At 62.0% G+C, this 14,104-nt stretch carries 12 protein-coding genes; 4 read left to right on the forward strand and 8 right to left on the reverse strand.

The genetic code is table 11. The annotated features are described in order from the left end of the window. The 3 genes from C7435_RS09450 to C7435_RS09460 form a co-directional block, all read right to left on the reverse strand. On the reverse strand, window positions 1–540 hold the full coding sequence (locus C7435_RS09450) for a F0F1 ATP synthase subunit delta (RefSeq protein ID WP_121211427.1): 540 nt from the start codon (window positions 538–540) through the stop codon (window positions 1–3). A gap of 277 nt (window positions 541–817) precedes the next feature. Further along, complete coding sequence (locus tag C7435_RS09455; RefSeq protein WP_075190033.1) at window positions 818–1,534, reverse strand: TerC family protein; 717 nt, start codon at window positions 1,532–1,534, stop codon at window positions 818–820. Between the two features lie 104 nt (window positions 1,535–1,638). After that, complete coding sequence (locus C7435_RS09460; protein ID WP_121211120.1) at window positions 1,639–3,804, reverse strand: primosomal protein N'; 2,166 nt, start codon at window positions 3,802–3,804, stop codon at window positions 1,639–1,641. 140 nt (window positions 3,805–3,944) lie between these two features. On the opposite strand from C7435_RS09460, the gene C7435_RS09465 reads away from it, so the two are divergent. From C7435_RS09465 to C7435_RS09480, 4 genes are all read left to right on the forward strand, one after another. Beyond that, window positions 3,945–4,631: a DUF484 family protein gene (locus C7435_RS09465; protein WP_075190035.1), complete on the forward strand. Its 687-nt coding sequence runs from the start codon at window positions 3,945–3,947 to the stop codon at window positions 4,629–4,631. Continuing rightward, window positions 4,613–5,548 (forward strand): tyrosine recombinase XerC, encoded by a 936-nt coding sequence (locus tag C7435_RS09470; protein ID WP_121211121.1) that lies wholly within the window; start codon window positions 4,613–4,615, stop codon window positions 5,546–5,548. The genes C7435_RS09465 and C7435_RS09470 overlap by 19 nt, the downstream gene beginning before the upstream one ends. A gap of 134 nt (window positions 5,549–5,682) precedes the next feature. Further along, entirely contained in the window at window positions 5,683–6,297 is a 615-nt protein-coding gene (locus C7435_RS09475; RefSeq protein ID WP_075190037.1) for a hypothetical protein, read from the forward strand. After that, entirely contained in the window at window positions 6,298–6,597 is a 300-nt protein-coding gene (locus C7435_RS09480) for a winged helix-turn-helix domain-containing protein (protein ID WP_075190038.1), read from the forward strand. Window positions 6,598–6,606: 9 nt separating this feature from the next. On the opposite strand, the gene C7435_RS09485 is transcribed toward C7435_RS09480, so the two are convergent. The 5 genes from C7435_RS09485 to C7435_RS09505 form a co-directional block, all read right to left on the reverse strand. Next, the gene (locus C7435_RS09485; protein ID WP_158025589.1) at window positions 6,607–7,155 is read right to left on the reverse strand and encodes a GNAT family N-acetyltransferase; all 549 of its coding nucleotides are present in this window, start codon (window positions 7,153–7,155) and stop codon (window positions 6,607–6,609) included. Between the two features lie 166 nt (window positions 7,156–7,321). After that, window positions 7,322–8,722 (reverse strand): dihydrolipoyl dehydrogenase, encoded by a 1,401-nt coding sequence (gene lpdA / locus C7435_RS09490; protein ID WP_121211123.1) that lies wholly within the window; start codon window positions 8,720–8,722, stop codon window positions 7,322–7,324. 99 nt (window positions 8,723–8,821) lie between these two features. Beyond that, entirely contained in the window at window positions 8,822–9,292 is a 471-nt protein-coding gene (locus tag C7435_RS09495) for a hypothetical protein (protein WP_147422672.1), read from the reverse strand. 141 nt (window positions 9,293–9,433) lie between these two features. Then, a complete protein-coding gene (odhB, locus tag C7435_RS09500; protein ID WP_121211125.1) occupies window positions 9,434–10,993 on the reverse strand; it encodes a 2-oxoglutarate dehydrogenase complex dihydrolipoyllysine-residue succinyltransferase in 1,560 nt (519 codons plus the stop codon). Window positions 10,994–11,028: 35 nt separating this feature from the next. After that, complete coding sequence (locus C7435_RS09505) at window positions 11,029–14,013, reverse strand: 2-oxoglutarate dehydrogenase E1 component (RefSeq protein ID WP_121211126.1); 2,985 nt, start codon at window positions 14,011–14,013, stop codon at window positions 11,029–11,031. Window positions 14,014–14,104: the final 91 nt, after the last annotated feature.

A 14,104-nucleotide genomic window follows, 5' to 3' on the forward strand; every position in this document is an offset into this window, starting at 1 on the left:
CTAGGCCTCTTTCATCGCGGTCTTCATCCCATCCAGCTTGGTGCGGAGGGAGGAGTCGAACATGCGGGAGCCGACCTTCACGATCAGCCCGCCCATCAATTCAGGCCGTACATCCGTACGAACCTCGATTTCGCGCCCGAAGGCACTTTTCAGCGAAGCCGCAAGGGCTTCGGTCTGTTTCTTGGTCAGCGCTGCAGCGGTTTGGACGTCCGCCGTGACAACGCCACGATCAGCGGCGGCCAACGCGGCGTAGACACGCGCGACCGAGCGGAGCTCGCCGGCACGACCATTGCGGGCGGTCACACCAAAGGCGTTCGCTGTCATCGCATTGAACTTCGCCTTCTTGGCCAAGGCGGCGAGGACGCCGGCCTTCACCTCAGCCGAGTGCAGGGGCGAGGTAAGCACCTCGGCCAGCTCTGCGGATTCGTCGAGCATGACGCGCAGGGCGGCCAGATCAGCCTCCACAGCGTCAGCAACACCCTCGGATTTCGCCAGCTCGAACAACGCGGTCGCATAGCGGCCCGCGGCGTTGGCTGTCATGGCGTCTGCACCGGTCTTCACCGTGACGTCACTCTCTTGCTGGATCAGCACTCATCAATTTGCCGGGACCGGCAAAAGCGCTTGATGTTCAACGACATAAAAAACAAGGCCACACGGGTCGAACCGCTAGCCCCTCAGGTTCGGCGCTGCGATAGCACAGGGGGGAGCGGGCAGCAAGCCACTCACACCGGGTGTTTCAGCGTGCGGAGCGATTCCCACACAGTTGCAAAACCGGGCGTCCGACACCGCGCGCCATGCAAAATCAAATTTTGGAACCCTAGCGGGGCTTCCTGTTCTTCCTGGCCAGGATGTTGAGCACCTCGACCAACAGGGAGAAGGCGATTGCGAAGTAGAGGTAGCCACGCGGGATGTGGAAGCCGAGGCCGTCGGCCACCAACGCCACGCCGATCAACAACAGAAAGGACAAGGCCAGCATCTTCGTGGTCGGGTGTCGCTCAATGAAGCCGGCAACAGTCGTCGCGGCGAGCAACATGACCGCCATGGCAATAACCACGGCCGCGATCATCACCGGCACATGGTCCGTCATGCCGACCGCCGTGATCACCGAGTCGAGGGAGAAGACGACATCGATCACCACGATCTGCGCGACCACAGAGGCGAAGGCGGCCGTGGCAGGATTGGCGCCGTCATGATGCGGACCTTCGACCGCGTGATGAATTTCCAGGGTCCCCTTGCCCAAAAGAAACAGGCCGCCCGCGATGAGGATCAGGTCGCGCCAAGAATAACTGTGACCGAAGGCGGCGAACAATTCACTTTCCAGCCGGGTTATCCAGACGAGGCCGAACAGCATGACCACCCGGAAGACCAGCGCCATGCCCAGTCCAAGGGCGCGCGCCTTTGCCCTCTCTTCCTCGCGGAGCCGCGACGCCATCAGAGCCACGAAAATCACATTGTCGATTCCCAGCACGATCTCGAGGAAAGTCAGCGTGGCGAGCGAGAGCCAGATTTCAGGCGAGGCGAGCAGTTCGAGCATGGATCGGCATCCGGTTTCGGCAACACCGGCAGCATGCCGAGACCCGTGATGCAATGTCCAGTCTTGCAGGTCGTCTTTTCCGAGGCACGCCCATCGACGCCGTTTCAAATGAAGCTGTACGGCTCGACGTCGATTGAAACCCGCACTGATAGCGGGGTCTTGACCCGTTTCGACCACGCTCGGAGATAGGCGGAGATGTCGATCTCCTTGTCGGCCCGCACCAGGATGCGGCGGCGGTGCCAGCCCCGGATCATGGCACGGGGCGGCTCGGCCGGCCCCCAGATCTCAACGCCTTCAGAATTCGGTGCCTTGGCGGCATAGTCATTGGCAACCCGGTCCAGTGTCTCCGTGTTCATCGACATGAAGCTGATCGCCGCAAGCCGCCCGAAAGGCGGCAGGCCCAGCGATTCCCGGACCATGAATTCGATATCCAGGAAGGCGTCACGGTCACCGGCGATCAGGGCTTGGATCGCGTCGTGCTCGGGCTGATGGGTTTGCAGGAGCGCCCGGCCCGGTCGCTCTGCGCGCCCGGCCCGCCCGGCAACCTGCACCAGCGTCTGGAAGGTCCGCTCTCCCGCTCGCGGATCGCCGCCGGCCAATCCGAGATCGGCGTCAATCACACCGACCAATGTCAAACCCGGGAAATTATGCCCCTTGGCAGCAATCTGGGTGCCGATGAGAATGTCGATCTCGCCTTGCTCCATACGCGTGACAATCTCTGCGCCGGAGCGGCTGTCCGACGAGTAGATCTCGACGCGCGCGTCCGGAAAGGTGAGTTTTGCCTCTTCGGCGACCCGCTCAACCCCGGGGCCGATCGAAGTGAGACTGTCCTCGGCATTGCAGCTTGGGCAATGCTTCGGCTTCGCCATGGAAAACCCGGTCACATGGCAAACGAGGCGGCCACTATAGCGGTGCTCGACCAGATATGACTGCGTGTCCGGCGACACCATGCGATGCCCGCACGCCCGGCACAGGACCAGCGGGGCATAGCCGCGCCGGTTTAGGTAGAGCAGGACCTGTTCGCCGCGCTCAAGGGTATCGCGGACAGCCTGGATCAGGGGTGGCGACATCCAACGGCCTGTTTCGGCCGGCGTTTCCCGCAGGTCAATTGCCGCAATCTCGGGCAGAATCGCCGTACCGGGCCGCGCGGCAAGGCGTACATGAACATAGCGGCCGGCCTGGGCATTTGACAGGCTTTCCAGCGATGGAGTGGCCGACGCAAGTACGACCATCGCGCCTTCCAGCTTGGCGCGAACCACGGCGATGTCGCGTCCCTGGTAGGGCAGACCCTCATCCTGTTTGTATGTGGGATCATGCTCTTCATCGACAATGATCATGCGCAGCGTCGGAAAAGGCAGGAACAGCGACGACCGCGCGCCGACAACAATGCGGGCCCGGCCCTCGGCAACCTCGCGCCAGGTCCTGCGGCGCGCCTTTGGTCCGGCCCCCGAATGCCACAGCGCTGGCTCGGCGCCGAAGCGGGCCCTGAACCGGGACAGTACCGCCTCGGTCAAGGCGATCTCCGGCAACATGATCAACACCTGCGCCTCCGGCTCCCGGCGCAGGATTTCAGCAATTGCCTCGAAATAGACTTCAGTCTTGCCAGAGCCCGTGACGCCGTCCAGCAAAGCGGCCTGAAAGCCGCCTGCGCGGACCAGGCGCCGAAGCACGCCAGCCGCTTCGACCTGCATGGGCGTGAGCATCAGCCCCTCACCCTCCGGATCAGGCGGCGGAAAGGGGAGGTCGACCAGGCGAATTAGCTCCGTCAGCGCTCCTGATTTCGCCAAACCCTTGACCACCGAGGCCGTCACACCGGCCTCACGAGCGAGCTCGGCAGCACTGGCCTCCCCCAAGGCATCGACCGCATCGAGCACGCGCTCACGCGCCTCAGTCATTCGCCCAGGCTCGCCCGGACCGCGTCTGAACACGGTCTCGGTTGGCGATGGTCTCAACGCGTCACTGGAGCGGAGAACCGAACGCAGAACTATACCGGGGGACTGAACGAGGTAACGCGCCAGCCAGTCGACAAAGCGGCGCGTGCCCTCCGGCAGGGGCGGGCCGCCGGCCGGTGCATCGATCACCTTGAGCTTGCGATCACCCGTGCCAGGCGTCACCTTCCACACCACGCCTCGGGCCGTTCGTTTGCCCAGTGGCGCGCATACGTGATCCCCGGGATGAAGGACCACGTCGGCCGGGACGAGATAATCGAACGCCTCCGGCAGCGGCAGCGGGAAGAGTATGGAAACGCGATACTGTGTCGCTTGTGTCACGCAGTACGCCTCCCGGAAACGTAAGTGTGGTCTGCCTGACGCCGGGTATAGCGAGCACCGTGCCCTTGTGTCCCGACGGTTTGCATCTCGTAAACCGAATAGGCCAAGAGTGGGCTGTCAAGGCGAGGGAGACAATCGAGATGTCCGAACACGACAACCAGACCGATGCGGCAGCCGCTGACGCCGACCGGATCCGTGATTTCCTTGTCGCCAATCCGGATTTCGTCCGCGAGGACGCCGAGCTGTTTTCTCTGGTGATTGAAACCGGTCGGAGTGACGGCGCCATCGATCTCGGCGCTGCGGCGCGCGACAAGCTTCGCGAGGAAGTCCGGCAACTGAAATCGCTCAACGCCTCCATCGTGGAAACGGCCCGGGCGAATCTGGCGACCCAGTCCCAGATCCATATGGCCGTTCTCGCCCTGTTAGAGGTCGACTCGCTTGCCGGGCTGGACAGCAAAATGTCCAACCGCCTGACCGGCGCGCTCGGCATCGATGCATGTCGCGTGCTGATCGAAGGCCATGCGCCGCTCAAGGACGCCGAATCGATCCTGGGCGCCGCCGAAGGCTTCGTCGGTGATGTTCTGGGCGATCACGTTGAACTGCTCGGCCCGGTCAATCCAGCCAACGCCCACGCCCTCTATGGACAGCAGGGAGCACGCGTGAGTTCGCAGGCGATCGTCCGGCTGGATTTCGGTGGCCATGACGGACTGATGGCTCTGGCCGCGCGGGATGCGCATCTTTTCCAGGCTGGCCAAGGGACCGAATTATTGAATTTCCTGGCCCGCGCGGTCGAACGAATGGTCGTGCAATGGCTTCACCAGAACTGAGCACGAGCTGGCAGGCCGCACTCAATGCCTTCCTGGGCCACCTGGCCGGCGAACGACGCCTGTCGCCACGGACACTCGATGCCTATCGGCGCGACCTTGATGCCTTTGGCGAGTTCCTTGCCGGTCATGTGGGCGGGCCACTGAGCTTGTCTGACCTGGCGACGCTCTCCCCCCGCGACTTTCGGGCCTATATGGCGTCGCGTCGCCGCGACGGCCTCTCATCTCGCTCGCTGGCACGGGCGCTGTCAGCCATCCGTACCTTTTTCGCTTACGCGAAGCGACGCTGGTCACTCGATAACCCCGCCCTGTCCTTGGTGGAGAGTCCGAAACTCGGCCGCGCAGCGCCGAAACCGGTCAGCGAACAGGCCGCACACGATCTGGTCTCGGAAACCAGCACACGCGGGGTGCAGGATTGGGTCGCAGCGCGCGACGCGGCCATCCTTCTCCTGCTTTACGGATGCGGCCTGCGCATATCGGAAGCCCTCTCTCTCACCGGCCGGGACCACCCGCTCGGCGAAAGTCTGCGGATTTCCGGCAAGGGCGGGAAGACACGGATTGTGCCCGTCCTGCCCGCGGTGGCGGAGGCCGTCGAGCGCTATGTCCGGCTGTGCCCATTCGCGCATGAACCGGAAGCGCCCTTGTTTCGCGGCAGTCGAGGCGGTGCGCTCGGTGCCCGCGCCGTGCAGGCCCTGATGCAGGAATTGCGCGGTCGCCTTGGGCTGGCCGAAACGGCAACGCCCCATGCTTTGCGGCACGCGTTCGCGACCCACCTCCTGGCCAATGGCGGTGATCTGAGGGCGATACAGGAGCTGCTCGGTCATGCCAGCCTCTCAACCACGCAAATCTATGCGGACGTCGAAAGCGCACGCCTGATGGCGGTCTATGACGGGACCCACCCGCGCGCGCGGCGAGGATGACCCGCCCCGTGGCCGAAAGTCCGCGGCACGACGCGTGCCGCTGGCGCCATTCTGATGGCCTTGGCTAACCCAAGACACTTGCCTCACCGCTCCAATGAATATACTTTGAATTTTAAAGTACTCAGGAGATAGGCATGAGTGAGCAATCGGATCTGGAGTTCCTGCGTGATGTTGCGGCAAGCGGGCAGCACGCCCCATCGCTGAGCGGCCGCTTCTTTGTCTGGTGGGGTGGTCTGGCGGCACCAGCATTGCTCGCACACTGGACCATCTTGACCGGGCTTGTCGAAATTCCGGTGGCTTATGTCGGCTTCGTCTGGATGGCCTATGGATTGATTGGCATGGCCGGTTCGAGCTTGCTCGGCCGCAGCCTGCGCAGCAAGCCCGGCGCCGGCGCCATCAATAATCGCGGCGAGGCCGCCGCCTGGCGCGGCGTGACCTGGATGGTGGCGGCCTACGCAATCGGCGCCGTAATTGCTATGGCCGTCGGCCGCGGACACATGGTGTTGTTCGATACAATCCCGCTTGTGGCCTTCGCCGGATATGGCCTGTCATTCCACGTAAGCGCTCAGTTGGGCGGCGCCCGCTGGATGCAGGGCATGGCCATCATCGCGTGGCTCGCAAGTGGTGCCGGTCTGTCCCTTGTCGGCACTTCAGACCTCTACCTCTTTGCAGCCGGCGCTATCGCTGTTCTGGCCATCATTCCAGGCCTTGTGCTACTGCGCGGCGAACCAGCGGCGGAGGCTGGGTGAATGCCCGACGACTTCGACGCCAACTCTCTGGATGACGTCATCCATGGCAAGCTACGGCTGGCGATCATGGCATTCCTGTCGGCAACGCGGGACGCGACGTTCGGCGAAATCAAAACCCGGACCAACGCGTCTGACGGCAATTTGTCAGTGCACCTGCGCAAGCTTGAAGAGGCCGGCTACATCCAGATCAGCAAGGGTTTCGTCGGCCGCAAACCGCAAACCCGCGCTGCCCTGACAACGGAAGGACGCGCGGCCTGGCTGGCCTATCTCGACCAGCTCCGCAACCTGATCCAACCCTGACGATTGACCTCAAGCCGCGCGGCGGCTGGGCGTATGGTGCCAGGCAATGACATCGATCCCTTCGTCGCTGTCGCGCCGGGTCGCTCCTTGAACGAAGCCTGCCTTTTCCAGCACGCGATGCGAGGCATCACGATCATCGCGGGTATGCGCCACGACCGACTTCACTCGCTCATGCGTGTAAGCCCAGTCCAGCAGCGCCACGACACCTTCCGTGGCAAGGCCCTGTTCGCGATAGGACAACAACATCGAATAGCCGATCTCGACCGCACCCTGCTTGTCAGGCGTGCCCTTGAAGCCGCCGGTTCCGAGCAAACGGTTCATGACAGGCGAGACATAGACCCACGAATACCAACCACTGTCCGCAGGTCGGGCCACAAGCCGGTCTCGCGTCCATTCCAACGTGTCCCCGTCCATCAGCTCTGGCGGCCAGGACGGCTCTGGTTCGACACCCAGCGCCCTGAAGAAACCAATGCGGTCCTCAAGCTGCAGGGTCGCCAACTCGGCATTCAGCGCAACCAGCCGCAAGCGCGGCGAAGCGATTTCAATCGGCTTCGGCATCAGCGTGTAACCCATGACCCCACGTGTACAGACCCACTATGGCAATTCGCAAGCCACATCCCTGTGACCGCACCCCGCGGACGACGTCGACCGACGACTCAGCCTGCGACAACATCATCTTACCACGTTGATCGCAATTCAGTGCGACGGGGTTGTGACAGGCAGGTCAGGACTGCATGGTCCAGCCTTCCACGCCCATCGCCGCCTGGCGCACGGCCTCGGTCAGCGTCGGGTGCGGGTGACACGTGCGGGCAATGTCTTCGGAAGCCGCCCGGAATTCCATCGCAAGACAGAGTTCGCTGATCATTTCGCCGACATTGGCACCGATCATGTGCGCTCCGAGTATTTCATCCGTCTCGGCATCGGCAAGGATTTTGACGAAACCATCCGTGGCGTGATTGGTGCGTGCACGGGAATTGGCCTGGAAGGGGAATTTCCCCTTCTTGTACTTGCGGCCCTCCGCCTTCAACTCGTCCTCGGTCTTGCCGACTGTCGCGATCTCGGGCGCTGTATAAACGACACCCGGTATCACACCGTAATTGACGTGACCGGCCTTGCCGGCAATCCGCTCGGCACAAGCAACACCCTCGTCCTCAGCCTTGTGGGCCAACATGGGACCATGTGTGCAGTCGCCGACGACCCAGACATTCTCGGCCGATGTGCGGTATTGATCGTGAGCGATGAAGCCGCGTTTGTCGGTTTCGATTCCCACGGTCTCGAGACCCAGACCTTCGGTAAAGGGCCGGCGGCCGATACAGACCAGAACAGTGTCTGCCTCGACGGTTTCGGCGTCGCCGCCATCGGCAGGCTCGAGTGTGACAGCCAGGGTGTCCCCGGACACATCGACACCGGTCACCTTTGTGCCGAGCTTGAAGTCCATGCCCTGCTTGGCAAAAATGCGCTGAGCGGTTTTCGCCAGCTCACTGTCCATGCCCGGCAGGATGCGGTCGAGATACTCGACAACCGTCACTTCGGCGCCCAAACGACGCCACACCGACCCCAACTCAAGGCCAATCACGCCAGCCCCGATCAGAACCAGCTTTCCCGGAACCTTGTCGAGAGACAGCGCACCGGTGGACGAGACCACTCGCTTCTCATCGATCTCGACCCCCGGGAGCGGCGTAACTTCCGACCCGGTCGCGATCACAATATTCCGGGTCTCGAGCGTCGTGACGCCGTCATCGGTCGTCACCTCGACCTTGCCGGCGCCAGCAATGCGCCCGCGGCCGCTCACATAGTCGACACCGTTTTTCTTGAACAGGAATTCGATACCCTTGGTAAGGCCATCCACCGCCTCGTCTTTCTGGCCCAGCATGGCGTCCAGGTCGAGTTCCACATTCCCGGTCTTGATGCCAAGCGCCGCAAATTCCGTGCTCGCAGCCTCAAACAATTCGGAAGCGTGCAACAGCGCCTTGGACGGTATACAGCCAACATTGAGGCAGGTGCCGCCAAGCGTACCGCGCATCTCGACGCACGCCGTTTTCAGGCCGAGCTGGCCGGCGCGGATCGCGCAGTTATAGCCGCCGGGTCCGCCGCCGATGATCACGATATCATATGTGTCAGACATGCCTGCCTCGCTGTGCTCGCCGCCAAGGCGGCCCGTTGGCCCTATATGCCCCCGCAAAAGGGCAAACGTAAGGGGTAAATCGATCGCGAATGCAGCGGATCAGCGTGAAATGACGAGCCGTTTGGGAAGCGCTCCCGCCTGCCGCAGGATGATCAAGCCAATGAGTCCGACCAGCAGCAGCCCATTGGCCACCCAGTCTTCGATCTGGTTCGAGGAGTCGCTCCAGAAATCATAGAGCGAGTGAGTCGAGTAGATGACCCAGCCGGTCAGGTCGAAGACCAACGCCGCAGCGTAGACCGGCAACGCCGCCGACATCCGCATTACGAGCAGCGCAACAGCCCCGGAATAGGCGACGGCATTGGCAACCGTCAGGGCGGCACCAAACATGCCCATATTGTCCACAATGATGACCAAGGTCGGATCGATCCCGGCCGACACCGCATCACCAAACTTGATAATCAGGACCCGCGTGGCGGAACCAAGCTGGGTAAGCGCCCAATAACTGATACCCACAATGAGGCCCCAGCGCAGCGCGACAATCTCCCAACGCCCGGTTTCCGGTCTTGGCACTCGCCCCTCCAGCGCGCCGCGGCGGCGGAAGAAACCCACCGGCAGCAGCCAGCATCTTGCGGCGTCAAGGTCGTGCGGTCAAATGAAACCGCCCGGTCGAACGGATCAACCGGGCGGATAATTAATAATACATTTCAAATACTAGAGATCAAACAGCATGCGCTGGGGGTCTTCCAGATTCTCCTTGACCCGGACGAGGAAAGTAACGGCCTCCTTGCCGTCGACGATCCGGTGGTCGTAGGACAGCGCCAGATACATCATCGGCCGGATCACCACCTGACCGTTCTCGGCCATCGGCCGCTCCTGGATCTTGTGCATGCCCAGAATGCCCGATTGCGGCGCATTGAGGATCGGCATCGACATCAGCGAGCCATACACGCCACCATTCGAGATCGTGAAGGTTGCGCCCTGCATCTCCTCGATCGTCAACTTTCCGTCCCGCGCCCGCTTGCCAAGACGAATGATTTCTTTCTCGATTTCGGCAAGGGACATCTGGTCAGCATCTCGGACGACCGGCACCACAAGACCACGATCGGTGCCAACGGCGACACCCATGTCATAATAATTCTTGTAGATCAGGTCCGTGCCATCGATCTCGGCATTGACGGCCGGGACCTCCTTGAGCGCATGGCAGCAGGCCTTCACGAAAAAGCTCATGAAGCCGAGCTTGACGCCATGCTTGGCGACAAAGGCGTCCTGATGAGCCTTACGCGCCGACATGATCGCCGACATGTCGGCCTCATTGTATGTGGTGAGGATGGCTGCGGAATTTTGCGCGTCCTTGAGACGCTTGGCGATCGTCTGGCGCAAGCGCGTCATACGGACACGCTCTTCGCGCGGGCCGGTTTCGCGCGGCGCCGACGGCGCCTTGACCGGTGCAGCAGCTGGTTTGGACGCGGACGGTGCCGGCGCCGACTTCGGAGCGTCAGCGGCTTTCAGGGCATCACCCTTGGTGATCCGGCCGTCCTTGCCAGTCCCTTCGATCGCGTTGGCATCGAGCTTGTTCTCTTCGATCACGCGCTGGGCGGACGGCATCACTGTCTTGCTGCTTTTATCGCCGGATGCCTCTTCTGCCTTGGCAGCCGGTGCCGATGTCCCTTCGCTGATCCGTGCCACCGCGTCTCCCGGAGCAACCGTGTCGCCCTCTGCGACCAGGAGATCGGACACGACACCAGCGACCGGCGACGGCACTTCAACGGCGACCTTGTCAGTTTCGATCTCGACCAAGGCCTGGTCGATCTCGACCGTGTCGCCGGCCTTCACCAGCCATGACCCGATCGTCCCTTCCGTTACGCTTTCGCCCATTTGCGGAACAGTCGCGTCGACGGTTTTGCCGGATGATTCGGATGACGCCTTGTCCTGGGTCGCCGGCTCGTCGCTGGCTGCCGCGTCCGACTGGGAAGACGGTTTTGCGTCTTCGGCCGGCCCTTCGGATGCGGCCGACTGATCCGCGCCGTCAGCCTCGCCGCCGGCTTCCAGAACCGCCAGCTTGGCGCCAATCTCGACATTGTCGCCTTCGCTCGCGAAGATCTCGCCCATGACCCCGTCGGCATCGGCGCGGACTTCGACCGCGACCTTGTCGGTTTCCAGCTCGACCAGGACATCGTCCCGGGAAACGGCATCGCCGGACTTGACCATCCAGCTGCCGACGGTGGCTTCGGTGACGCTCTCGCCGAGCTGCGGCACGGTGATATCGGTCATGTCTCTCGTCTTTCCTTCAAAGAAGTTGGCCGGCCCTAGGAGAGGGCTTCATCGACCAGGGCGTCTTGTTGCTGTTTGTGCTTGGAGGCGATGCCGGTTGCCGTCGATGCGGTCGGCGAGCGGCCGACATAGCGCGGACGGCTGGCCTGACCTTCGATCTTGCCGAGCACGTATTCGATATTGGGTTCGACGAAGGTCCAATAACCCATATTCCGCGGCTCTTCCTGGCACCAGACGATCTCGGCATTCGGGAAACGCGCGAGCTCGGCAATCAGTGCCTTGTAAGGGAAGGGATAAAGCTGCTCGACCCGCATCAGATAGACATCATCCGCGCCGCGGCTCTCACGCTCCTCGAGCAAGTCGTAATAGACCTTGCCGGTACACAACACGACACGGCGGATGTCGGCATCGGACTTGAGTTCAAGCGTGGTCTGACGGCTTTCGCCTTCCGGACGCGAGGCGCCGTCGGCGTCGTCCCAAAGCACACGGTGGAAGGACGACCCCGGCCCCATCGCCGCCAACTGCGACACGCAACGCTTGTGACGCAGCAGGCTTTTCGGCGTCATGATCACCAGCGGCGTGCGGAAGTTGCGGTGAATCTGGCGCCGGAGAATGTGGAAGTAGTTCGCCGGTGTCGAACAGTTGGCAACCTGCATATTGTCTTCCGCGCACATCTGCAGGAAGCGCTCCGGACGCGCTGATGAGTGCTCCGGCCCCTGACCTTCATAACCGTGCGGCAGGAGCATGGTCAGGCCCGACATGCGCAGCCATTTGCGCTCACCGGAGGAGATGAACTGGTCGATGATGACCTGGGCGCCATTGGTGAAGTCGCCAAACTGGGCTTCCCACATCACCAGTGTATTCGGTGCGGACAGCGAATACCCGTATTCGAAGCCCAGAACCGCCTCTTCCGACAGCATGGAGTCTATGACTTCATATTTTTTCTGGTCGTCGGACAGGTTGTTGAGCGGCGTGTACTTCTCCGCGGTTTCCTGGTCGATGATATGCGAATGGCGCTGCGAGAACGTGCCGCGACCACAATCCTGCCCAGACAGGCGAACCGGGAAGCCCTCGGTCAACAAAGTACCAAAGGCCAAGTGTTCAGCCGTCGCCCAGTCAATGCCGGCGCCACTCTCGATCGCGTCGCGGCGCGCCCCCAGCACACGCTGCAAAGTGCGGTGAATATTGATGGTCTCCGGCACTTCGGTCATGGCGAGGCCGACCGATTTGAGGCTTTCCATGGTTGCCGATGTTTCGCCACGGCGATCATCGCCTTCCGGCAGACCGAGGCCCGACCAACGACCGTCGAGCCAATCGGCCTTTTTGGGCTCAAAGCTCTTGCCCGCGTTGAACTCGGTTTCCAGGAATGTGTCGAACTCGTTCTCAATCGCCTCAGCGTCCGCCGCACTGAGTACGCCTTCAGCCAGGAGACGGTCCTGGTACTTCTTCTTGACCGGCGGCATGTCCTTGATGATGCGGTACATGATCGGTTGGGTGAAGGTCGGGTCATCGCCCTCGTTGTGGCCGTAGCGGCGATAGCAGATCATGTCGATGACCACGTCCTTGCCGAACAGCTGACGGTATTCAGTCGCAATACGGGTGGCGTGAACAACCGCTTCCGGGTCATCGCCATTGACGTGGAAGATCGGCGCCTGGACCATCAGCGCCACGTCCGAACAATAGGGGCTTGAGCGGCTGTCCTTGGGGTCGGTCGTAAAGCCGATCTGATTGTTGACGATGAAATGGATCGCGCCGCCGGTGCGGTGCCCGCGAAGCCCGGACAGGCCCAGACATTCGGTCACAATGCCCTGGCCGGCAAAAGCGGCATCACCGTGCAAAAGCAGCGGTAGCACGCTTGAACGCGGCGTACCCGCTTTCTTGCGGCAGTTTTCCTCTTGTTTGGCGCGCGCTTTACCCAGGACGACCGGGTCGACGGCCTCAAGGTGAGACGGGTTGGCCGTCAGCGACAGGTGGACCTTGTTGCCATCAAACTCACGGTCAGACGACGCACCGAGATGGTATTTCACATCACCGGAACCGAACTCGTCCTCGCCTTGCGTATTGCCGCCTTGGAATTCGTGGAAAATCTGGTGGTAGGGTTTGCCCATTACAGATGCGAGCACATTGAGGCGGCCGCGGTGCGGCATGCCGAGAATGATGTCCTCGACACCCATCGAACCACCGCGCTTGATGATCTGTTCCAGCGCCGGGACCATGCTCTCGCCACCATCGACGCCGAAACGTTTGGTGCCCGGATAGCGCTTATGCAGGAATTGTTCGAAGCGCTCGGTCTCAATCAGCTTGGACAGGATGGCGATCTTGCCTTCCTTGGTGAAGGAAATGTCCTTGTCCGGCCCTTCAAAGCGCTCCTGCAACCAGGCTTTCTCTTCCGGGTTGGAAATATGCATGAATTCGACACCGACCGGACCGCAATAGGTCCGCTTCAGGATATCGAGCATGACGCGCGGCGTGGCCGTCTCCAGACCAAGATAGCCGTCAATGAAGACATCCTCGTCCAGTGCTGCACCGGAAAAGCCATAGGTCGCAGGATCGAGTTCAGCCTGGTAGCCAAAATCGGTCAAACCCAGCGGGTCAAGATCGGCGGCCAGGTGGCCCCGCATGCGGTAGGCACGGATCATCATGATCGCGCGGATCGACGCTTGGGTCGCCTTGCGGACATCGTCCGCACTGGCACCCGGCTGCGTTGCCGCAACATGACCGGCGACCTTGTCGACCATGGCTGCCTCATCCGGGCCAATATCACCCAGGGCCGAAACCATCTCGCCATTGACCTTGCGCGGCCAGTCGGCGCGTTTCCAGGCCGGGCCGCGAGCCGCGTGCGAGCTTTCCGACGGCGCATCGCCCATGGCGTCGAAAAAGGCCTTCCAACTCGGCGGAACCGAGTTCGGGTCTGCGGCATAGGCAGCAGCCATCTGCTCGAGATAGACCGCATTGGCGCCCTGGAGGAAGGAGGTATCCAGGAAGTTCTGGTTTTCTTGGGAACGGCTTTGGTCAGACATATTGAGGGGAGGCCTGAGTCAGGAGTGTGTCTGGATGGGGTTAAACCGAGTGGGTTAATCAACCCTCTATGCCTAATCCGCGTGTCACGAA

The organism is Maricaulis maris (assembly GCF_003634045.1).
Classification (GTDB): domain Bacteria; phylum Pseudomonadota; class Alphaproteobacteria; order Caulobacterales; family Maricaulaceae; genus Maricaulis; species Maricaulis maris.

What these genes read in the sequence shown, in the direction of transcription:
- C7435_RS09450 (WP_121211427.1), bottom strand. Translation starts at nt 540, where the DNA reads ATGACAGCCAACGCCGCGGGCCGCTATGCGACCGCGTTGTTCGAGCTG.
- C7435_RS09455 (WP_075190033.1), bottom strand. Translation starts at nt 1,534, where the DNA reads ATGCTCGAACTGCTCGCCTCGCCTGAAATCTGGCTCTCGCTCGCCACG.
- C7435_RS09465 (WP_075190035.1), top strand. Translation starts at nt 3,945, where the DNA reads ATGTCCGAACACGACAACCAGACCGATGCGGCAGCCGCTGACGCCGAC.
- C7435_RS09470 (WP_121211121.1), top strand. Translation starts at nt 4,613, where the DNA reads ATGGCTTCACCAGAACTGAGCACGAGCTGGCAGGCCGCACTCAATGCC.
- C7435_RS09475 (WP_075190037.1), top strand. Translation starts at nt 5,683, where the DNA reads ATGAGTGAGCAATCGGATCTGGAGTTCCTGCGTGATGTTGCGGCAAGC.
- C7435_RS09480 (WP_075190038.1), top strand. Translation starts at nt 6,298, where the DNA reads ATGCCCGACGACTTCGACGCCAACTCTCTGGATGACGTCATCCATGGC.
- C7435_RS09485 (WP_158025589.1), bottom strand. Translation starts at nt 7,155, where the DNA reads ATGCCGAAGCCGATTGAAATCGCTTCGCCGCGCTTGCGGCTGGTTGCG.
- lpdA (WP_121211123.1), bottom strand. Translation starts at nt 8,722, where the DNA reads ATGTCTGACACATATGATATCGTGATCATCGGCGGCGGACCCGGCGGC.
- odhB (WP_121211125.1), bottom strand. Translation starts at nt 10,993, where the DNA reads ATGACCGATATCACCGTGCCGCAGCTCGGCGAGAGCGTCACCGAAGCC.
- C7435_RS09505 (WP_121211126.1), bottom strand. Translation starts at nt 14,013, where the DNA reads ATGTCTGACCAAAGCCGTTCCCAAGAAAACCAGAACTTCCTGGATACC.